Annotated in this window: 16 protein-coding genes and 1 other annotated feature; of the genes, 4 read left to right on the top strand and 12 right to left on the bottom strand. The window is 39.8% G+C overall.

Features of this window, described 5'->3' with window-relative positions:
• Nucleotides 1–84: 84 nt before the first annotated feature.
• The 6 genes from M3205_RS01790 to M3205_RS01815 are packed head-to-tail and all read right to left on the bottom strand — an operon-like array spanning nucleotide 85 to nucleotide 7,434.
• Complete coding sequence (locus M3205_RS01790; protein WP_251168354.1) at nucleotides 85–1,290, bottom strand: type II secretion system F family protein; 1,206 nt, start codon at nucleotides 1,288–1,290, stop codon at nucleotides 85–87.
• Nucleotides 1,277–2,332, bottom strand: coding sequence for a type IV pilus twitching motility protein PilT (locus tag M3205_RS01795; protein WP_251168355.1), 1,056 nt, complete (start codon nucleotides 2,330–2,332; stop codon nucleotides 1,277–1,279). The genes M3205_RS01790 and M3205_RS01795 overlap by 14 nt, the downstream gene beginning before the upstream one ends.
• A gap of 9 nt (nucleotides 2,333–2,341) precedes the next feature.
• Nucleotides 2,342–4,003: a GspE/PulE family protein gene (locus tag M3205_RS01800; RefSeq protein WP_251168356.1), complete on the bottom strand. Its 1,662-nt coding sequence runs from the start codon at nucleotides 4,001–4,003 to the stop codon at nucleotides 2,342–2,344.
• 21 nt (nucleotides 4,004–4,024) lie between these two features.
• Nucleotides 4,025–5,398 carry a VanW family protein gene (locus tag M3205_RS25795; RefSeq protein WP_251168357.1) on the bottom strand — a complete coding sequence of 458 codons (1,374 nt, stop codon included), beginning with the start codon at nucleotides 5,396–5,398 and terminating at the stop codon, nucleotides 4,025–4,027.
• A 19-nt stretch (nucleotides 5,399–5,417) separates the two neighbouring features.
• Entirely contained in the window at nucleotides 5,418–6,152 is a 735-nt protein-coding gene (locus M3205_RS01810; protein ID WP_251168358.1) for a PRC-barrel domain-containing protein, read from the bottom strand.
• Nucleotides 6,153–6,177: 25 nt separating this feature from the next.
• Nucleotides 6,178–7,434 carry a hypothetical protein gene (locus M3205_RS01815; protein ID WP_251168359.1) on the bottom strand — a complete coding sequence of 419 codons (1,257 nt, stop codon included), beginning with the start codon at nucleotides 7,432–7,434 and terminating at the stop codon, nucleotides 6,178–6,180.
• Between the two features lie 131 nt (nucleotides 7,435–7,565).
• On the opposite strand from M3205_RS01815, the gene M3205_RS01820 reads away from it, so the two are divergent.
• From M3205_RS01820 to M3205_RS01830, 3 genes are read left to right on the top strand one after another with little or no spacing between them, the layout of a single operon-like run.
• Complete coding sequence (locus M3205_RS01820) at nucleotides 7,566–8,078, top strand: type IV pilus modification PilV family protein (RefSeq protein WP_251168360.1); 513 nt, start codon at nucleotides 7,566–7,568, stop codon at nucleotides 8,076–8,078.
• On the top strand, nucleotides 8,062–8,640 hold the full coding sequence (locus M3205_RS01825; protein ID WP_251168361.1) for a hypothetical protein: 579 nt from the start codon (nucleotides 8,062–8,064) through the stop codon (nucleotides 8,638–8,640). The genes M3205_RS01820 and M3205_RS01825 overlap by 17 nt, the downstream gene beginning before the upstream one ends.
• Before the next feature lie 11 nt (nucleotides 8,641–8,651).
• On the top strand, nucleotides 8,652–10,646 hold the full coding sequence (locus tag M3205_RS01830) for a hypothetical protein (RefSeq protein WP_251168362.1): 1,995 nt from the start codon (nucleotides 8,652–8,654) through the stop codon (nucleotides 10,644–10,646).
• 32 nt (nucleotides 10,647–10,678) lie between these two features.
• Here the strand turns inward: M3205_RS01830 and M3205_RS01835 are convergent, their stop codons facing one another.
• The 4 genes from M3205_RS01835 to M3205_RS01850 form a co-directional block, all read right to left on the bottom strand.
• Nucleotides 10,679–13,546 (bottom strand): VWA domain-containing protein, encoded by a 2,868-nt coding sequence (locus tag M3205_RS01835; protein WP_251168363.1) that lies wholly within the window; start codon nucleotides 13,544–13,546, stop codon nucleotides 10,679–10,681.
• A gap of 132 nt (nucleotides 13,547–13,678) precedes the next feature.
• Nucleotides 13,679–15,319: a sensor domain-containing diguanylate cyclase gene (locus M3205_RS01840; protein ID WP_251168364.1), complete on the bottom strand. Its 1,641-nt coding sequence runs from the start codon at nucleotides 15,317–15,319 to the stop codon at nucleotides 13,679–13,681.
• Between the two features lie 150 nt (nucleotides 15,320–15,469).
• Nucleotides 15,470–16,786: a bifunctional folylpolyglutamate synthase/dihydrofolate synthase gene (locus tag M3205_RS01845; RefSeq protein WP_251168365.1), complete on the bottom strand. Its 1,317-nt coding sequence runs from the start codon at nucleotides 16,784–16,786 to the stop codon at nucleotides 15,470–15,472.
• A 69-nt stretch (nucleotides 16,787–16,855) separates the two neighbouring features.
• Nucleotides 16,856–19,501: a valine--tRNA ligase gene (locus M3205_RS01850; protein WP_251168366.1), complete on the bottom strand. Its 2,646-nt coding sequence runs from the start codon at nucleotides 19,499–19,501 to the stop codon at nucleotides 16,856–16,858.
• Between the two features lie 56 nt (nucleotides 19,502–19,557).
• Nucleotides 19,558–19,814 (bottom strand) — a binding site (T-box leader).
• Nucleotides 19,815–20,042: 228 nt separating this feature from the next.
• Between M3205_RS01850 and M3205_RS01855 the strand changes: the two genes are divergently transcribed.
• Nucleotides 20,043–20,234, top strand: coding sequence for a hypothetical protein (locus tag M3205_RS01855; RefSeq protein WP_251168367.1), 192 nt, complete (start codon nucleotides 20,043–20,045; stop codon nucleotides 20,232–20,234).
• Nucleotides 20,235–20,247: 13 nt separating this feature from the next.
• Here M3205_RS01855 and ysxE read toward each other — a convergent pair whose 3' ends face one another.
• Nucleotides 20,248–21,312, bottom strand: coding sequence for a spore coat protein YsxE (gene ysxE, locus M3205_RS01860; RefSeq protein ID WP_251168368.1), 1,065 nt, complete (start codon nucleotides 21,310–21,312; stop codon nucleotides 20,248–20,250).
• Between the two features lie 92 nt (nucleotides 21,313–21,404).
• Nucleotides 21,405–22,676 carry a stage VI sporulation protein D gene (gene spoVID / locus M3205_RS01865; protein WP_251168369.1) on the bottom strand — a complete coding sequence of 424 codons (1,272 nt, stop codon included), beginning with the start codon at nucleotides 22,674–22,676 and terminating at the stop codon, nucleotides 21,405–21,407.
• Nucleotides 22,677–22,703: the final 27 nt, after the last annotated feature.

A 22,703-nucleotide genomic window follows, 5' to 3' on the forward strand; every position in this document is an offset into this window, starting at 1 on the left:
AGTGGTTTATTTTACCTTTAATAGGACTATTATACTATATGCTCTATCTATGAACAGTCGAATTTTTTAATATTTTGTAAATTTTTATCCAACATGCTGAAAGATTTCAAACATCGGCACCATAATTGATGTGACTATAGTCCCAACAATGCTGGCCAGAAAGACAATCATGAGCGGTTCAATGAGTGATTTTAACCTGTCTGTGGCGCTTTCTACTTCTTTTTCGTAAAAGTCAGCTACCTTCCCGAGCATCGCATCCAGTGATCCGGACTCTTCCCCGATCGCAATCATTTGCGATACTAGCGGCGGGAAGACCCAGTGTTTCTTCATTGGTTCCGTCAAAGACTTTCCCTGCTCCAGTGAATCTCTAGATTTCGCAATCACTTTTGCCATTACCTCATTTTCGACAATGCTTTCGACAATGCTTAGAGCCTGCAGAATCGGCACAGAGCTGGAAAATAACGAGCTTAAGGTTCTAGTCATTCTAGCTATGGCTGCTTTCTGAAGAATCTTCCCAAATATCGGCATTCTCAGGAGGAAATAATCAAGATAATATCTACTGGCTTTATTGTTGCGAATAAACACAATTCCCATAAAGAAAGCCAAGAATAAAATGATGACAAACCACCAGTACTGCTGCATAAACTCACTGGAACTGAGAACAAATTGTGTAATGGCAGGGAGTTCCCCTCCGAAATCTTTAAACATTTCCACAAAGGTAGGCACAACGGAGACAAGCAAAAAGATAACTACTGCAATAGCAATTATGCCGACAGTTATAGGATAGGCAAGTGCTGATATGATTTTCTGCTTTGTGTAATGCTGCTTTTCAAAATGGACCGCAAGCCTTTCGAGCGTTTCGTCCATGTTTCCGCCTGCTTCTCCTGCTTTGATCATATTGACGAACATTCCGCTGAAGATTTTTTTATGCCTTGATGCAGCATCTGAAAGCGGAAGTCCATCACGCAAATCCTGTTCGACCGCTATTAATGCCCTCTTGAGTGCTTTGCTTTCAGTTTGCTTCGCAAGTATAGCGGTTGATTCTACAACTGTGACCCCCGCTTTCAGCAAGGTGGCAAACTGGCGCAGATAGATGACAAAGTCCTGGAGCTTGACCGGATTACCGATTGTTATTTCTTTTGTTAAAAACGTCTCCGCAACTTCCTGAATTTCCTGAACTCTAATACCGCTTTCCTTCAGCTGAAGCATGGCTTCCCTTTTAGAAACAGCTGTCACGATTCCAGTTTTCTTCCCTTTGCGGTCACGCCCGTTGTATTTATAGCGGGCCATGATGAGTCACCATTTCCTGTATGTATGGCAATGCTGATTCTTTGGCGATTTTTCCGCTCTCCAATAGAGAAGCAATACTTGTCTCGAGTGTATGCATTCCCTGAGCGCGTGACGTTTGCATCACATTGATGATCTGGTGGATCTTTTCATTTCTGATCAAGTTTCCCACAGCAGAATTATTCATTAGCACTTCTGTAGCTGCATGACGGCCCTTCCTGTCTGCGGTGAGAAAAAGCCGCTGCGATATAATCGACACTAATACAGAAGCTAGCTGTATTCTTATTTGCCCCTGCTGTGAAGGCGGAAATACATCGATAATTCGGTTAATCGTAGCTGGAGCACTTGAGGTATGCAGTGTGCCCAGCACCAAATGACCCGTTTCAGCCGCTGTTATGGCTGTTTGGATAGTTTCCAGGTCACGCATTTCCCCTACAAGTATCACATCCGGATCCTGACGCAAAGCAGCTCTTAATCCATTTGCGAAATGCTTTGTATCAAACCCAACCTCCCGCTGATCAATAATACAATTTCCATGCTTATGAAGATATTCAATCGGGTCCTCGAGCGTAATAATGTGCTTTCTCATCGTCTCGTTCATATAATGAATCATTGAAGCTAATGTCGTTGATTTTCCGCTTCCCGTCGGCCCTGTGACGAGGACCAGCCCCTGCGGCTTTTCCGCCACATTCTTTAAGACTGGAGGTAGCCCCAGTTCTTCTAAAGCAGGTATTCGTGTAGGAACAACACGGATAGCCAGTGAGATGCATGACCGCTGAAAATACACATTAACCCTGAAACGGGATAGCCCCGGTATTCCATAAGAAAAATCCAGCTCGCCATTCTCCTCAAATTTTTTCCATATGTTCTCAGGAATGATGGCTTTAGCCATACCCTCGGTATCTTCCGGACGCAAACTTTCTTTCCCATATTTTTTTAAATCACCATTAATCCGTATGACAGGAGGAACCCCAACAGTCAAATGCAGATCCGAAGCCTTCAGCTCATACGCCGCCCTCAACAGATAGTCAATTTTTATCTTCATACCGTACTCCTAATCAGGTATAGCTACCCGTAATACTTCTTCAGTAGTTGTAATCCCCTGTTTTACTTTTAGCAATCCATCATCAATAAGAAAAACTGTTTTATTTCTTATTGCGTAATCCCGGAGTTTTGTAAATGATTCACCATTCATAATGATTTTTCGCATCTCATCATTAATAACCAGCACTTCGTGAATGGCTATTCTACCTTTATATCCAGTCATATTGCAGGAGGAACAGCCTTTCCCCCGCACAACCTTCTCCAGTTTTATGCCTCGTTTTGCAAAAATCTCAATTTCCCGCTTAGCCGGCTGCTTCTCCTCGGAACAATCACGGCAGACTTTCCTTACGAGCCGCTGTGCCACGATTCCGCTCAAAGACGATGCAACAAGGAATGGTTCAACACCCATATCCAGAAGACGGGTGATGGAGCCTAATGAATCATTTGTGTGAAGGGTACTGAGCACAAGATGTCCAGTCAGTGATGCTCTAATGGAAACTTCCGCCGTTTCCCTATCCCGGATTTCCCCTACCATAATGATATTGGGATCCTGACGCAAAATGGCCCGCAAACCTTTTGCAAACGTCATCCCGACATTGGAATTTACTTGAATCTGATTAATTCCTTCAAGCTGATACTCAACGGGATCTTCAACCGTAATAATATTTACTTCTTCACTGTTCAGGCGATTTAAAGCTGCATATAAAGTAGAAGATTTTCCGGAACCGGTAGGACCGGTTATTAAAACAATGCCTGTAGGCTTTTCAACCATTTCTATAAATCTCTGAAGATTTAATTTATTGAAGCCAAGTTTATGGATATCATTCAATGCACTGCTTAAATCCAGCAAACGCAGCACAATTTTTTCGCCGTACACCGTGGGCAATGTGGAGACCCTCAAGTCAACAGGATGAAAATCAATATTAATCTTTATTCTTCCATCCTGTGGAATTCTGTGTTCAGTAATATCCAGATTGGACATGATTTTTATGCGGGCAGAAAGCACACTCTGCATATGCTTAGGAAGAACACGCTCCGTTCTTAGGACACCATCGATCCGGTATCTGATCAGCACCTTTGTTTCCTGGGGATCAAGATGGATATCACTTGCCTTTAAAGCAGCTGCACTGGCAATGATCTGATTGACAAGCCTGACGACAAGCGAATCTTCATCAGCCATCTGATTCTCTTCTGCTGCATCCAGATTCCCCGCTGTTCCCAGCAGTTCCTCAAACCCTTCATTCATATCGTAATATTTATTAATTGCCCTGAGAATGTCATCTTTGGTGGCGATGGCTGTTTCAATTTGAAAGCCTGTTGATAACCGCAAATCATCAATTGTGTAAAAGTCCATAGGATCTGCCATAGCGACAAAGAGCTTCTCTCCGTCTTTCTTTAATGGAATGAGGAGATTTCGCTTCGCCACATCTTTTGGCACAATGCTGAAAAGCTTTGTATCAAAGGGATAGCGATATAAACTGACATGGGGAATCCCAAGCTGAAATTCAAGAACCTCAATTAGCTGCTGTTCTGTAATAAATCCTTTTTGAAGCAAAACATCTCCGAGCTTTTGATTGGAATCCTTTTCTATTAAAGATGTTTGCAGCTGTTCCCCGGTGATAAGGCCGGCGTCAACCAGCAAATCTCCCAGTCTCTTGCGCATCTGCTTCATACCCACCACTGCCTTACCTTTTTATTTGACGGCTTCATCTTCCAGTCCCCAAAGATCTTCATCATGTTCATTTGCATTCTTACCGGTTCCTTTATTGCTGTCTGTTTCATTTTGCTTATTGTCAGGTTTCTGTTCAGCTGACAATTTTTCATCATCTGATTCTGATTTCTCATCCTCATTGCTTACACTGTTTTCAAACTCAATTTCCGCAGGATCAGCGTCCGCCTTATCTTTTTTAATAGCAAGACTGTATACGAGAACCTCATGTACTGGCGGATAGAAGTCTTCCGCTATTTTTTCGGTGTTTATTATTTTTCCAGCCTCGTCTAACTGATCGCGAAATACATTTATCAGGATGCCCTCTTTGCCTTCAGCTCCGATTCGTTTTTGTCCAAATGGCAGCTTGGCATCTATTTGAATAATCGTTTTCGGCTTAAAAGTCTGCTTATCTTTAAGAGAAGGCTGATACGTGTATATCGTCTTTGGCCCCTTAACAGAAACATACAAAAGCTTATCAAGCTGCTGAAAAGTAATCACATATTTATGATCATTTGGATTAGTAAAAATGAAATCCATTTGTTTCTCAAAGTCCACTCTGGCCTCAAAACCCGGTTCACTATATCCCGGAAGCAGCCTTCCTGTATGTCTTTCGGTAATCATAAAGTTAGTGCTCAGAAGAGCTTTATATAGAGCAGATGAGATGATGCTCATTTCGTCCGCCTCAAACTGCAGAACCCCTCTTTCTTCAGCCACATCAAGAAAAGAAATCTGCGAATGAGGAGCAACTTCGATACTGGCCTCATTGCCTTCCCACATATTGATAACGTTTTCTCTTCCGGAGATTTTAGCTGAAGATTCAGCAATCACCCCATCCTTAATAAGGTCTCCGGGTAAATAATTTTGCAGTTTTATCATATGATTGCCGCTTTTATGCAAGGATGCATACAACAGAAGGTCAGCTATAAGTGCCTCGCGGTCGAGGCCCTCTGCGTATAACTCCGGGAGTATTTCTAATAGAATAGCATCAAGCTTTTCTTCATCTATTTTTGCAATAAGCGGATTTTTTTTACCTGGCAGCGCCAGAGAGATACTTTGTTCTACATCAAATTGATAGAAAGACGCGATGTCCTTGACTTCTTTTGTTACTTCCTGAAATTGCATTGACAAAGCTGTTTTATTAACCCATTGGGCCAGTTTTTCAGATATATTAGATAACGCCCGGGACTTGTCCATACCTGTTACATCTTCATTTCCGATAAAAGTTCCGGAATCAAATTCGCTTTGATCAGAAAAAATCTTTCCGTATGCTGCAGTTCCAAAATATGAAAAGCTAAATAAAAACGAGGTACAGAGTGCCGTAATCAAAAACAGCTTAATAATCTGAGGATTCCTCACATTGAGCTTCCTCCTTCAATTATGCGTTCACATTCATTGACAGGTTTACAACAACATTGGGGCCTGCTTCTTGTGCCTTTTGTACATCCTGCTCGGATAAAACCCGGCCGTAAGGAAATAGTATATTTCCATTTAAGTCATATATATCTGCTTCTAATTCTTTGCCTACTAATAATTCCATTTGTTTGTTTTTTAATGATTGAAGGTGATCCATGTTTTCTCCTTCGCTTGTAAGAACTTCATTGCTCATTACAGGGTCCAGCAATGATACACTGTTTAGAAATCTTTCAGATGCGTCTTCTTTAACAATAAGGATATCCTTACCAAATGTTAAAATTTCTTCTGCAGTTAATACTGAAGAAGCATCTGTAAGCTGAATTTCAACACCCAGAATATTCCCTGTATCTTCATCTGTGTAAAACTCCGATGTTTCCCCCAATAATTGCCCTTTACGTGTCATCACCTTAGTTTGGGTAATACGAATCTTTTTGTTTACCAGCTGATTTGCAATTGGGATTTCATTTAAATCAATTACTGCACGGTCACTTTCCACTGTTACCGCGTATTCTCCAATACCAATAATTTTTTTAAATGGAATGGCCTTTACACTGACTTGCCAATCTTCGTGCTCGATTGTTAAAAAATCGATTGAACCTTTTTCAGGATTTATGACTAATGCTTTCACTGTCCCAATTTCCTGGCCTTCCTGAATAGAGATAATAGGCAGACCTGTAATTTCTGTGCTTTTTTTCATCTTAACATCACCTTATTTATAGTTTTTATCTTGGCTGGGCAGCATAGGTTTTCTGGATAAATCTGATTTCCTCAACAAGGACAGGATAAGCGGAAAATCTGTTTTCAAGACCTCCGGCAAATTCCACTAATTTATCAAACTCTTTATGAATGATATAGTGATCAAATAGTAATCTCGCAAATGTGTAATAATCAGAGGGCTGCATATTAGGGTTAAGGCACCCAATCATTAACATTTCGTAATTATCTTTATCCAGGTTATTCCGGGCCAGCTCAAGCTGTGGTGCAATCAGCTGGAACATCTGATTCTGGAATCCTGCTCTATTTTCCTGATCGGAAGCCTCCGCTTTCCCTTCCAAAGCCGTTTCCCGCTCATGTTCATCATCTATTTTGACTTCGGCTTCAGCAGTAGACGCTGCTTCATCAATATATAAGGAAGAGTCATTTTTACCTGAATTGAATTCATGTTCTCCAGCCGGATTTACAGATCTGGATTCATCTGAATCGTCAATCTGATTACGACTTTCAAAGTATTCTTCAAACACATTACCGGAACCCTTTATCTCATCTTGAACAGCCAGATCTCCTGTTCCATTTATTGCCACATCAGACTGAACAGCATTCTCTATTTCTTCATTCATCATATCTTCCAGTTCTGCCAGATAATCAATCTCCGGCATGGCTGGATCCAATGTGTTCTCCTCTGTATCTTTTACATCTATTTGCAGAGCATGATCCTCATACGCTCCTTCTAACAGCATAATCTCGATTTCATCCAAATTTAGATCATCATGATTATTTTCTTCTTCTGAAGGATCTGCAAAACTAGTTTCTTTAATTAAGTCAATACGACTATTCGTATCCTCTTCGCTGCTAAAATCTATTAAGTCTAATTCTGCAGGACCTTCTTCTGATTCGGGCTGTACCAGCGTACGCAAAACTGGTTTATCAGACTCCTCAGATGTACTTTTTTCATTCAAATTCTCATTTCCATTTACTGGTTCCATCTTGACTGTAGAGAAAGCACCTGTTTCTTCACCTGTATGAAATAATCCTGTGATTTTATTATTAGCCAGATAGGTACCTGTCAATAAAAGCAGCAAAAGAATAAGTGCTGCCTGCCATTCAGAAAACAATTCTTTTGCTGACAGCCCAAACATGCCCAGAAAAATGGTAACCACCATGACATACATTTTTCCTTTATTAGTTAAGCCCGAAGGAATGAAATAAACAGCAGGAATAATGAAAACTAACGATGCCAATGCGAAACCAAGGGTGACCATTCCACCGTTCCTTTCTTTTTAAGACTTAATACCTAAACTTTTCAAAAAATGAATAATTGGACCTATAAATACAAATATTTCTATTAATTATTGTATAATATAAATAGGTATTTTGAAAGAAGGAGTAGGCTATGAAATTAAAAAAAATATTTACTAGTTCAAAAGGCTTAACCCTTGTGGAAGTACTTGTTTCTCTAACGATATTAGGGATAGTTCTAATGGGAACCATGAAGTTTTTTTCTCAGGCATACACTTATAACCATATGAATGAAAAGAAAACGGCAGCTGTCAATGTTGCAAGAAATGCTTTAATGCATATTGAGAAAGAAAATTTTATAGAAGTAAGAGAAAAGTTTAGAAATAATAAAGAGGCTTCCCTGAATCTTTTAATTTGTGATAATGCTTATAAAATATTTTGGAATGGTGAACCTCCTGAACCAAGCTGCAGTCCAATTATAGTCAATAATATCGGTTACAATGTAACTATTAATTTACCGAAGAACGAAGATGCCAATACAAACGACTCCAAAGGGGAACACTCTTCCTTTTTTGTGCCCCTGGAAGCGAAAGTTTCATGGGAGATCAACGGAAAAGAAGAAAATACAAAAATAGAAGGAGAAATTAAAAGTGAAGATCTTCGATGAGCGCGGGGCCACTCTATATGAATTGCTTGCTGTCCTGGTAATCAGCAGCATTATTCTTCCGATTATTTATGGAGTATTCACTTCGGGGTACAAGCTCTACAATAAGATTGGCATTGAGGGCCAACTTAGGGATGATGCCGACTATGCAGCAACAATGATCATGAACACATTTTATTCTGTTCCTTTTGACTATGTCAGAGAATGCAGCGAAAAAAATTGCATTGAGCTGGTAAATTCATCAAGTACATCTTTAACTAAACAAGAGAAAGAACAGCAGACTTTTTATACCATAGTTCAAAATGCTGCGAATGAAGAGGAGCAGGTAATCAGGATTGAAATAACTGATTCTGATAATGACAGCAGACAGAAAGCAATCTCAATTGATAGCGCTGAGATTACTTCTGCAGCTGATTTCAGCGAATCTGCATTAGAAATCTCTTGTTATGAGTTTATTAATAAAAATGAGGAAGAATGTTCACAGGGGATGATTGATTTAATGCTAAAACTCGATCATGAAAGGCTTGAAGAAAAGTTAGAGCTTAATAGTAAGTTTGGATTTTAAGAGGTGATCATTTGCTGAAAAATGAGCGAGGCAATACCCTTATTACTGTTTTATTAATGTCGCTTATATTTACCGTATTGGGAATGAGTATTCTGGCAGCTTCTCTCGGAGGGGCCAAAAGAACAGAAACAAGGGAGAGTGATATCTCCATAACCTATGATTCTGTGAAGGTAATCGATCAAATGACCTCCGAATTGGCCGGAATACTGCGGAACCTTCCTCTTGAAGATTACCGGAGAAAGAACACTGAAGGAAAACTTTATGTACAGAGTAAATTTGATATAGACCTGAAGAATAAGCTGAAAGATGATTTAATCGCTCCTTATAGGACAAAGGAAAATATAAGCTGTTTGAATATTATTGACCTGTCAGGAAACAGTGCAAGCTTTATCGATTCTTCCGCACCTTGCATTGATGACATATCTGATTATGATACATTCAATATTGAAATGGGAAATGATTTCACAAGAGTATTAGATATTATTATAGTTACTAAAAATCCTGTTGAAACAGAAGGTAAGATTACACGGACTCTCAGAAAGAGGCTCATCCTGTCTCCCCTTCCTAGTTTTTTGAAATATGCTGCCGGCTCTTTTTCTGATAATAATGGCTCTGGGCTATTTTTAAATGGTTCAGCAAACTTTTCCGGGAATGTGTATGCTAACCGATTAACAATAAACGAAGATGCTGAATACGAATTGCGTAATGGAACCATAAAGAAACAAGATACGAATATGTCCTCAATTAATGGAGATTTATATAGTTCAACAGCGAACCTTCTTCCGCTGCTCAAAGAAAAATATTTCTATAAAGACCATGTACCAGAGCTTAAGCATGACAGCCAGTTTATTAATATCGATTTTGAAAAAACGATGAATGAAGAAGCCAATGAATTGCTATCATCGAATGGGATTCCTGCTTTCAGAACTGGAAATGGACGTACGTTTTCAGAAGAAATAAGGTCCGGAATTCTTTCTTCTTTCGCTATAAATATTGTGATTGCGGAACAAGTCAAAAAGCAATCCGGTCTTCCCGAAATTTTGCAGGAAATAGTCAATAATAATGAAGCGGATTTTAAAAGTTATCTTATAAACAAACTAGAAGATGCTTCCATGCTAAACGGCCTAATTCATGGAGATGTGGTGATTATGGCAGAGGAAACTTCTCTTGAATTGAATGAAAAGCTGATTGTTGATGGCGACCTTTATCTCGTGAATTTTGAGGATTTAACAATAAATGAAGATATATTAGTAACAGGGAGAACTCACCTTGTCAATTTTAACGGCAAGCTTGAGATCAATGATGATCTTCTTTCGGCGAAGGATATAATTATAGAGTCCTATGCTCATAATAATGGCGCACTTTCCAGTAAAGGCATTAAGGTCAAAGGGAATCTATTGTCAGGCAAAAACACAGCTATTAATGCTCTTAATACTTCGATTGAAATCACGGGAACCATAATCTCCAATGAATCATTTACAATAAATGGGGATGAAACCGGTGAGCCTTCAGAAAATGATCAGGTAATCTTTGATTCGGTTGTGTATGCAGGCAAGCGTGCAAATATATCGAATGTAAATATTTTAGGGTCGGAAAATAACACAAAACAGCTTGTTCTGATGGCTAAAGATGATCTGCTGCTCACACGCATAAATGAATTCGGCAATTTCGATCCTGATGAAGAGGATGGAATGCCATATATTCCTGAAGATGAAATAATAAAACCTTTAAAAGGATTTTTCTATACAGAAAAAGATGCAGAATTATATGGGGTAGGTTCGCTGTTTTATATCAATGGAGGCATTTTTGCTAAAGAAAAGCTGATAATTAACGCTATTCGCGGTGAAGCAGACTCCATCGAAAATCTTCCATCGAAATCATCACAGCTGGATAAGTATTCCCGTTTTATAGTGAACTACGATCAAAATGTACTTTTGCAGCGAATAGATACTCTTCCAATTGTACAACATCTTCAAATATTTTCTGATGAACTATTAATAGAATGAGAAAAAGGTGCTGACATGAGCACCTTTTTCTTTTACCATTTACCCTCTCCAGAAGGACCATCATCAGTTTGTTCATCCTCATTCACTACTTCAAATAGAGCTGAGGCTTTCGGCTGCTTTCCGTTTTTTTGTTTTTTTGCAGCTGCCGTTACCCTAGAGTATCCTATTTCCATACCCTCAATGTACCAATCAGATCCGTTTTGAACTGCTCGGACTTTATCAGGCATCTCAGAGAGTAATTCAACAATTTCCTGATCTGTGGCATTAAAAGGATTGAAGATCAGCAGTCCTTTTAATGCCATCCTGTCTCCCTTGGCAATTTTATATACGGCTTTATTAAACTTTATTTCATCTAAAGCAATATAAGGATCGGTTACCATCACTTTAATTTTCTGTTCAATATTTGAGCCGTCCCTGGTTCTGACAATTAAATACGTTTCACCCGCAGATTTTCCAAAAACTGAATAACTATCTGTTAACGCAGCTATAGAGGTATCTTCAATGAGCACCTCGAGTTCTTTATTGGATGCATCTGCTGGCGAGGTTTCCACTATAAAGGATATTGACTTTTCAACATTAACTTCAATTGGATCTGGAGCTACAGATATGCTTTCAATTCTTTTATTGACTGTAATTGTCTTTGAGATTCCATTTCCAATCGTGAATCCTCCAGTTGCTATAACCTTAATTGTATATGTTCCTGGAGCATCTATAAGTACACTATCATTAGCGTCAAAAGACTTCCATTCCTCTTTCTTTCCGTCTATCTCAACTTCGTAGTAATAAGTTACATCTTTACCTGCAACCAGTTTACTTAAGTTGAAGGATATCGGTTCGTATACAACATCCAAATGGGACAGGACCTTTCCTGTAACCTGGCCTTTCATCTCAAAATCTGGTTCAAAATAAAGCATTGCACTACTATCATCGCTGTATTCAATTTTAAGGCCCGATACTTGAGTTTCTGAAAGAAAATACAAATTCTTTGCAGGTTTATTCTTCAGACCATAATTATTCGGAAACTCCGTCTGGGTTAGTTTTCTGCCGTTATTATTTAAATCAATTTTGGAGATAATGCCTGACGCATCTCCGTCATAAGCAATATTGTTAAAACTATATAATCTCACCTTTGCATCAATTACTTGGCTGGAAGCAGCTATGCTGGTTGATTGAGGCTTATCCGGGAATCTGCTGTCAGTGTAAAACACTTGTGCACGCGGCATTGTTAGTCCATAGAAAGCTCTATCGGCTTTTAAGGCTATTTTTGCAGATAGATGATCCGGGATGAAAGCACCATTGTTATAGCTGGTTTGCTGATTTACCAAAGTAAGGACTGCATGCCTTTGACCATTAATTATTTCTTCTTTAACAGAAGGATCTGCAATGAGAATCCCATCTGGAAGAGGCTGTTTAATCACCACATTTCTGAGGCTGCCTTCCACTCTGCTATCCGGAATACCTGTCGGCTCCAAATTATACTTAATATTAAACTGGTTTGATTTTGTATTTGAATTCATTTCCTTGATTAAGTCACGTAAATCATTTTGCCCTTTTTCCAACAGCATGGTTCCTTTAAATGATGCCGGGGCATCATCTTTCACTTCAATTTGCAGTTCAGGATGGACTAATACTTGTTCTTTATTATTCAAATCCTTGTATTTTAACTTTATATTCTCTTTAAAAAGATACTTTCCCTCTTGCGCAAAATTTAGTGGAATACTGAAATCCAATTCGCTAATTATTTCTTTCCCAATATCATATTTGAAATTGACCTGTTTGGTTATAATGTTATTTTCAGTTAAAATGGCATTCGAGCCTTCCGCCAAAGAAACCTTTCCATTAAAGAGATTTAAATCAATTTGTATCTCTGCAGTAATTGAAGGTTTCAGAACACTGCTTGAAATTCGTTCAAGTATATCCCCAATATTTCCTGTGCCTGCCTGAATGGCTGTTTCTCCAGTATAGTCGGACATCTCGTTCAGGAAATTCATATCGATATCATTATCACTGCCAAATCCGATTGAATATAGCTTTATATTACTAGCAGTAAGTTTTTTTACTTCATCAATAATAGCTTTTCTAATAGAGGTTTGAGTCGATGCATAGTTTTCACTATTATCTTTCACAGTATAACTCCGATTATTATTATCTAGAAAATATTCATCGGCCAAGTATTGATAAGGGATATAAGGATAAAAGGTCCCATTTTTTGAATAGCCTTTCGTTAGAAGTTCTTCGATATAAGTTACCTCTTCTGTTACTTTATTTGTCTCGCAAAATATTAAGAAACAGGATTTTTTATTAAAAGTTCTTATTTGTTTATTCTTAGAATATGTAGGCACACCATCAGTCAGGAAGATAATATTATTATTCGCATTCCCGCCTTTTAAAAGCTCTTCCGCTTTTTTTATCGGGTCCTTATAATTTGTTCCATTGATTGCTGACAGAATCTTGACTTTTTCTTTTATCATTCCAAGATCATTTAGTGCATTTCCAGTTGGATAAAAGAATCCCTCTTGCTCGCTGATTTTTTTATTGAAGGGGATTAGATAGTATCGGTCTTTGGAATTTGCAGTCTCTAAAAAATGGTCGAGAGCATTTTTCATTGCGGCTTTAGCGCTGTCAAGTTTACCGGCATCATTCATTGAACCGGAAATATCCATAATAAAGACAATATCCATTGGTTCTCTATTACTATCTGACGCAGTTCCGCTTTGCTTTACTCTGAAGTCAAGATTAGCTGCTGCCGGCTTGCCGGCAGGTTTAACGATTATATTCTGGGATGGCTGAACGGTGAAGTTTAACTTGGCATTATTCAATTTAGATGCCATTGAAGGTTGTATAGATAGGGAGCATATAATAAGAGCGGTTAGTAAACTAAACAGCATTTTCTTTGCCATTATAGTTAATCCCTCCTTTACCAGTATTATGCATTACCTCAATTATACCAATTTACCTATAAAAACTATATATTTAATAGGTCTAAAGTTTTGTTTTTTAATAAAAAAATCCTTTTGGTATTCAAAAGGATTTCACTTAACATATTCCGCAACCTTATTCCTCCCAGCCTGCTTAGCTCCAACATATAACGCTCTGTCTGCATGGCGTATGAGGGCCAGAGAATCATCGGCATCTTCTGGTGCAGCAGCTACTCCAATAGAAGCGGTAATATAAACTTTTGTACTGCAGCTTCTTCCATCGATGGTCTGTTTGAGTATGAAAGGCCGATTGGCAATGATCTGTCTGATAAGCTCAGCCCAGCCTATTGCATCTTCCTTGCTGGTATCAGGCATTAGGACAATAAATTCCTCGCCGCCATATCGGGCAGCAATTCCAGCCGTATCAATCAGATTTATCAGCCGATCAGCCAGTTCGCAGAGGATTTCATTTCCGCTCTGATGTCCATACGTATCGTTCACTTTTTTAAAATGATCGATATCGAGTATGATGAGCGAGAGGAGATGCCTTGAACCGTTTTGCAATCTGCTGAATTCTTCATTCAGTTTCTCTTCTATATAGCGGTAATTAAATAGTTTCGTTAGCGCACAGCGCTCGCTTTTAGCTTTTGTTTCTTCATAGTGCCTGGCATTCTCAATGGCTATTGCAAAATGCGAACATAATATATCGACAATCATAAGCTGTGACTTTTCATATGCACTCTTTTTCGTGGATGAAAGCAGCAGAATCCCCAATATTTCATTACTTCGGACTATTGGAACACAAATGATGCTCTCCGCATCTTCCGGTAAAAATTCCTTAGCAATGTTTTTCCATTTCTTTTTCGAATGAAAAAGAACCGATTTTCTGGTCGCTAAAACTAATCCGCTGATTCCCTCATTTTTATTTGTTGGTATAAGATCATTAGGCTTAATCAGTTCATGCTCTTTACGGTAAAGGGAGTGAAGTTCACCATTGTCTTTGATATCAAGGATATAAGCATAATCAACAGGAACCATTTCGCTCAATTTCAAAATAAAAAGCTCCATAACCTCATTAACATCAAGGTGCTCGGCCATTTTATGACTAATTTCTGAGGCTTTTTGAAGGTAATCAATCACCTTCTCACTGGAGTAATAAAGATGAAGTATAATTGAGAGACTTACAAATGGCACACCTACAATCAGGAGTGCTAGAATTCCTACTTCAGCATAAAGAATGTAAAGGATAAGGCCAATCGGGAATGTTATGAGTGAAGTGACGGTTTCCCAAATCAGGTCTTTTTCCAGAAAGGAGACTCTCCTGCCGTACAATGCAGCCTGTATTACACTGATTAATATCTGATTTAGTGTAAAGTGAATGACCGGATAGGCGGCCGCAACCCAGAAATACTGGGGTTCAGCAATCAAATCTATGCCTGTTTTGCCTCCCATTGCAAAATAAGCCAGCCCGCTAAATAAAGAGACCGTAAAGAATAAAAGTGAGTTAAGCGGCAGACGGAACATCTGGTCTTTTTGTACTTTAAGCCTTATGAGAAGTACCAGGACACCCACCTGAACCATAATGATTTCAGCAAGAAGACCAAAGGTTAAAAATACAACCCATTGAATCAAAAAAATTGGTGTATTATTGACAACCATCGGCATGGAAGAAACGAGAAACATTAAAATAAAAAACGCAAACAAACTGATTCCCTGACCTGAAAGGTCGGGAGGGTAAAAATGATAGGTTAGCATGAAACCTGCGGGAAATAACCATATCCATAATAACCATATTGTTTTTTTGGCTCGTGAACTAACTATCTTTTTCCCCCTCCTCCAATTTAATTAGGAAAATAGTCTGATATTAGAAATATTTTATCAAATTTTCTAACTTTTGTCATTTTTTCATTGTCTGTTTTCCAAAAGTTTCAAAAGAGCTGGCTTCACTTCTGATAGGAAGTAAAGGGATCCGGTTATGACAAGGACGCTATTATTTTTACCTGATTCGCACACTTCTATCTTCAGTAGCTCTTTCCAATCTGTATTAAATAGTTTCCTGCTGTTTTCACTGAGATTATATAAATCTTCAGCTGATGCTGCTCTCGGAAAGTGAAATTCTGTAAAAATGATTGAGTCTGCTGCAGAGTCAAGCATTTTGATCATTTTATCAAGCTTTTTATCAGCCAGTGCAGCAAATATAATCTTTTTCCTTCGATCTCCAAAACGCTTATCCAGCTCAGCAGTTAAAGCAGATATCCCTTCTTCATTATGTGCCCCATCTATTACCACCAGCGGGTCATGAGACACAATTTCAAATCGGCCGGGCCAGAAGGCTGTTTTCAATCCGGCTTTTATGTGTTTCTCCTCAATAATGAAAGAATAAAACTTATTTAATAGCGCTGCTGCCATTACAGCCAGAGATGCATTTTCAGTCTGGTGTTTCCCGCTCATCCCTGTCTCAAGATCATGGAACTCCTGAAAGACTGTCTCCAGGGAAAAAAACTCACCCTTAACCAGGGATTTATGATCCGAAATAGCAAATTCCTTCTCCAGCTGATAAACCGGGGACTTTAAGCCTGAAGCTTTATCATGGATAACAGCGAGGGCTTCTTCCTGTTTGACAGCTGTAATAACACTGGTTCCAGGTTTAATGATTCCCGCTTTTTCGAAAGCGATTTTCTCATATGTATCCCCAAGTATGGCTGTATGATCGAGCCCGATACTTGTAATGATTGATAACATGGGATAGATGATGTTAGTGGAGTCATATCTGCCGCCAAGTCCCACTTCAAACAATACAAGATCCACAGGTTTTACATGACCAAAGTATTGAAAAGCCATGGCAGTAATAATTTCAAACTCAGTTGGGCCGCCAAGTTCTGTCTGTTCCAATTCAACAGCCAGCGGATATATATCATTGGCAAGCTGAACAAGATCTTCATCCCCAATTGGAGTTCCGTTAAGAGAGATACGTTCATTAAAATTCTCAAAATACGGTGATGTAAAGGTCCCGACCGAATAACCCGCCTCTTGAAGAATGAATCTTAAAAACGTAACTGTTGAGCCTTTTCCATTCGTTCCGCCAATATGAACAGACTTAATCCTTCTCTCGGGATGACCGAGTTTTTCCATCATCCATTCCATTCGCTGCAGTCCCGGCTTCATCCCCAGCCTCAGTCTTGAATGAATCCACTCCAATGCTTCTTCATAAGCAGTAAACATATATCTGCACCTCCGTTATACAGGAAGGAAGACGAATCCTTGATGTGGACCCGCCTTCCCAAACTTTAATTATTCTCCTTTTAGCTCTCTAATGCGAGCTTCTACAGCTGCTCTCTTCTCGCTGTAGTCTTGTTCTTTTGCTTTTTCTTCCTCAATTACTTTTTCCGGTGCTTTTTTAATAAAGCCTTCGTTTGAAAGTTTCTTTTGAACACGTTCTACTTCTTTATTTAATTTTTCCCATTCTTTCTGCAGTCTGGCCACTTCTTCTTCGATATTAATCAGGCCCTCAAGCGGTAGAATAATTTCTGCTCCAGTTACAACTGCTGTCATCGCCTTATCAGGTGTCTCAACCTCTAAAGCCAGCACAAGTTCCTCAGGGTTACAGAAGCGTTCAATATAGCCACGGTTATTTTCCAGTGTAGAAAGAATTTCCTGGTCTTTAACCTTTACCATCATTTTAATCTTCTTACTCATTGGAGTGTTTACTTCAGCACGGCTGTTGCGGACAGAACGGATGATTTCAACAAGCAGCTTCATTTCATTTGCAGCCTGATTGTCTGTGTATTCATCCTTTACTGCCGGCCACTGGGCAACCGTAATGGATTCACCTGAATGAGGAAGGTTCTGCCAGATTTCTTCCGTAATGAATGGCATAAATGGATGAAGCAGGCGCATTGTGTTATCTAGAACATATGCCAGGATGGAACGAGTTGTTTTCTTGGCAGCATCATCTTCACCATACAGCGGAAGCTTCGCCATTTCGATATACCAGTCGCAGAAATCATCCCAGATAAAGTTATACAGCACCCGGCCAACCTCTCCAAACTCATAGCGGTCAGACAATCTCGTAACAGTCTCGATTGTTTCATTCAAACGGGTTAATATCCACTTATCTGCAACAGATTTTTCACCGCTTAAATCAATTTCTTCGAATGTTAATCCATCCATATTCATTAAGGCAAAGCGAGATGCATTCCAGATTTTATTGGCAAAGTTCCAGGTTGCCTCTACCTTTTCCATACTGAAACGAAGATCCTGTCCCGGCGAACTTCCTGTAGAAAGGAAATAACGGAGTGAATCAGCACCATATTGGTCTATTACATCCATTGGATCAACGCCATTTCCAAGGGACTTACTCATCTTGCGTCCCTGTGAATCACGAACAAGACCATGAATTAATACATCCTGGAATGGACGCTCTCCAGTAAATTCGAGACCTTGGAAAATCATTCGTGATACCCAGAAGAAAATGATGTCATAACCTGTTACAAGAGCTGCTGTAGGATAGTATCTCTTAAAGTCAGCAGAGTCAGTATCCGGCCAGCCCATCGTTGAAAACGGCCATAATGCAGAACTAAACCATGTGTCTAATACATCTTTATCCTGTTCCCAGTTTTCACTATCTTCAGGAGCTTCATGACCTACGTAAACCTCACCGGTCTCCTTGTGATACCAGGCCGGAATCCGGTGTCCCCACCAAAGCTGGCGTGAAATACACCAGTCGCGGATATTTTCCATCCAGCGCAGATACGTTTTTTCAAATCGGTCCGGAACAAAGTTCACTTTTTCTTCTTTATTTTGAAGTGCGATGGCTTCATCTGCAAGAGGTTGCATTTTTACAAACCATTGTGTTGAAAGGTATGGTTCAACTACTGCACCGCTGCGCTCTGAATGGCCCACGGAATGCATATGCTCTTCAATTTTGAAAAGAACTCCTTCTTCCTGAAGATCCTTTACGATCTGCTTACGGCATTCAAAACGGTCCATACCCTGGTATTTACCTGCTCTCGTGTTCATCGTCCCGTCTTCATTCATGACAAGGATTCTTTCAAGATTGTGGCGGTTTCCGATTTCGAAATCATTTGGGTCATGAGCCGGTGTGATTTTTACTGCACCTGATCCGAAATCCATTTCTACATAGTCATCCGCTACAATCGGAATTTCCCTTCCTGTGATCGGCAATTTAACTGTCTTGCCGATTAAATGCTTATAGCGCTCGTCTTCCGGATGTACTGCAACAGCAGTATCCCCAAGCATCGTTTCAGGGCGAGTAGTGGCAATTTCGATATGTCCCGAACCGTCTGTCAGTGGATATCTCATATGGTAGAATGCGCCTTGAATATCCTTATATATAACTTCTATATCAGAAAGAGCTGTTTTCGTAGACGGATCCCAGTTGATGATGTACTCTCCGCGGTAAATTAGACCTTTATTATAAAGTGAAACGAAAACCTCTCTGATGGCTTTTGAAAGACCTTCATCCAAAGTAAAGCGTTCACGGCTGTAATCAAGCCCTAATCCAAGCTTTGACCATTGCTGGCGAATATGGCTGGCATATTCCTCTTTCCATTTCCATGTTTCTTCCACAAATTTTTCACGGCCCAGATCATAGCGGCTTTTTCCATCATTGCGAAGTTTTTCTTCAACCTTTGCCTGTGTGGCGATACCTGCATGGTCCATTCCTGGAAGCCACAAAACATCATAACCTTGCATACGCTTCATACGAGTGAGGATATCCTGCAGGGTCGTATCCCATGCATGGCCAAGATGAAGCTTTCCTGTTACGTTTGGAGGCGGGATTACAATTGTATATGGCTGCTTCGTTTCGTCATCTTTTGCTTCAAAGAATTTCCCTTCCAGCCACCAGTCATATCTACCCTTTTCAATCGCCAGCGGATCATATTTCGTCGGCATTGTTAATTCATTATTATCCATATGTCATTCTTCCTTTCTAAAAAGCAATCAGCAAAAATAAAAAACTCCACTCGCCATAAAAGGACGAATGGAGTTTGTTTCGCGGTACCACCTTTTTTTCAATCACAAAAGAAAAGCCCCACAGACAATTCCTATAGTGATTGACACTTATGCAGATAACGGATTTCCCGTCTTTTACTACTTGGCTTAAGCCTTTCGCAAAAGATGCTCTAGGGCGACCTTCCAACGGTTCTGCCTGGATAACCTTTCAGCTGCTGGTTTTCCTCTCTAAAAGGCAAATGGCCATTGTACTCTTCCCTGTCTTAGCATCGATATAAAGTTATTATATAAAATATACTACCGAAAAAAGACTGTTATAGTCAATAAGGATATCCCAGTTTTTTATATATTATTCACTGTCTCCATTGAAGTGAGGATCAATCTGCCTTTATTCATTGCCGGGTGCGTGAACGTTATAAGGGAAAAAAATGAAATTAGGCACTTTACGTAAAAAAAAATCATAGGATATATATAAGAACATTGGGAAATGGGGTATGCATAAATGAGAAGAAAATATAATCCATACACACTGCCTCCATGGTTAAGAACTTTCAGGAATATATGTGCACAATTCATTATCCCGTTCTGTGTGTTTCAAGGTATAAGAACCATATTATTGCCTACTACCTTCGATGTACTGCTGCTCTCGCTGTTCATTCTGATCGCTATCGCCTTTCACCTTCAATTGGTTTAGGAGCCCGCATTCTTCAGCTTTGGGCTCCTTCCTGTGTCTGAGCTTCTGCTTCTGCTGCCGCTTTTGCTTCCTGCTTTTGCCTTTCAATCTCATCAATTCTCATAACGGCATATTCAATGTTTTTTAAAAGCCAGTACTGCCTTTGCAGATGCTGAACCGCCTTTCGTTCTCCTCTCTTTCCTTCCCCTTTATAATATTGTTCGCAAGCTTTGATAATCGGACCCGGATGAGCAAAGTAGCTTAGAAACAGCAACATCTCGTCGTCCCTGAAGGGAAAGTATTTCATATAAGTATAAATCCATTCTACACACTCCTCCGATCTTTTTGGATATGTTTTCAGTGTCCTTGATAAGAACGGCAGTAAATCATGAAGCGGCGATCCCTGTCTTGCATTCTCGAAATTTGTGAAGTAGCCATATCCCCTATCATCGTATAAAAAATGTTCGGTGGAAACTTTTCCATGAATAATGACCGTACGTGCTTTTTCACTTTCCTTTGTTTTTTCATACCAATCCTTAAATTTGGTTGTGGAGAATTTCAGTGCCTGGCTGACATCATGGTAGTATAGGGAAAACATTAGCTCAAAAGGTGACATATACTCTTTTCTTTCGCAGGCCTCGATGAATCCTTCCAAAAACTCCTCTTCCTTCCCCCATTCCTGAAGGGTGTTTTCGTAATGTTCAGTACGGTCTTCTTTTTTTATAGGAACTTCCCGTGAGGACAATGTGTGTAGTCTTGCCAATTCCCTAATCATCTGCTGATGCCGCTCAAATCTGTCCTCCTTTTCTTCATTCGACATCCACGGCATTAAATAAAATAATTCATTTTGATGGAGCACCGCATATCTTCCGTCCACCGTTGGGTAAATAGGCACTATTCTGTTATAGCCTTTTTGAAAGAGTGTTTGTACATGCCTGATAAAATCTGCTCCACGTTGAGGCTTTATTTTCTTCAAAGCAAACACGCCTTTACTGCTGTAAATCTTCTGAACTCTCCCAAAATCCTCTACAAAATGCGGCTCTAATGAATAATGCTTTAAAATGGGAGAGACTTTCTGCAGCCGATTTTTTTCTTCCACCTTAACCACTCACTTTCCAAAATGAAAAAATATATTGCTGAAAACGAAAATAGCTGAGCGGGTTATCAATACCTGCTCAGCCTTTTAACCTTTTAATGGGCTACCGCAACAGGAATGTACAGCACTTGCCCTTCATAAATATCCTGATTAATCTCCAGATGATTCACCCTTAAAAGTTGCTGAGAAGGTATGTCATACCTTTCAGCAATAGCATCAATCGTATCGCCGTTCTGCACAATGCAAACCTTGAGTTTAACATGTTCTTCTGATTCTTCCTTGCGGGCAAAAAACTCAGTTAACGACATGCTTTTCTTTTTGGAGAGTTTCTTTTTCTTAGCTTCCTGTTCTGAAGAGGATGATTCCTCTGTTTCCTCACCAGTTTCCTGTGCAGCTGCCTTGACAGGCTTCTTTTCAAAAGAGGGGCTATCCGATTCCGGTGCTTCCGTCATTTGGAAAATTTCCTGTGCAGTTGGCGGTTTTTCCTCTTCACTTCGCTGAGAAGAGAAAGATACTTCGGGCGCAGTTTTCTGCGTCTGTTCTTCTTGTTGCTGCTCTTGAGTTACTTCAAGCGCGGCCGGCACTGCAGGTTTGATGACTTCCTGCTCATCGGCTTCAGGCTGCTTTCTTGCTTCTGCCTCAAATGGAATATATACCTCAGCTGTCTCCGTCTGCTCTTCCAGTTGTTCCTCTTCCCGTATATTTTCCTCGGCATCAACGATTACCTGTTCTGTGGATACCTGTTCCTCTCTTTCTTCCTCCTGTTCCTCTCTTTCTTCCTCCTGCTCCTGTTCTTCCTGCTGATAAGACGGCCATTCCTGCAGAATCGGCTCTTCTTCCTCTGTTTCCTCCACCGCTTCAGGAGATCTGTACAGAGGCTCTAAGTCCTCCATTTCAGGTTCTTCCTCCCACACTTGAACAGGCACATGCTGCTGATCACCATATAATCCTGTAATGGTTAAATTAGCTGTCAGCTTCATACAGCTTCTTTCCGGCAGAACGTAATCGAAGGACTCTACCGCAACGTCAATATCGTAAATACTTTGGATTCTATTATTAGGAATGGTGATATCGACAGGAAAGTAATGTTTGAATTCAAAAATTCCTTCTCCCCGTTCTTCAATTGTCTGAACGAACTTGGTTACTGTAAAATCCTCTTGTTCTTCCTCAGGTGCTTCTTCTTCGCTGCGTCTATACTCACCTGCCAGTTCCAATGCTCCCTGGATTGTTACATATTGATCGCTTTCCTGAATTGTTATATTGGGGTCTAACGAGATGGAAATCAGGTCTGATACTTCCTGTCCTTTTTGAAACCATACTGATTCTTCTAAAGAAAATCGTAAGCACGATGGATTCCCCTGAGACAAAGCGACTCCTCCCTTCGAATCTTTGTG

It is taken from the genome of Cytobacillus firmus (assembly GCF_023715565.1).
GTDB classification, from domain to species: Bacteria; Bacillota; Bacilli; order Bacillales; family Cytobacillaceae; genus Cytobacillus; species Cytobacillus firmus_C.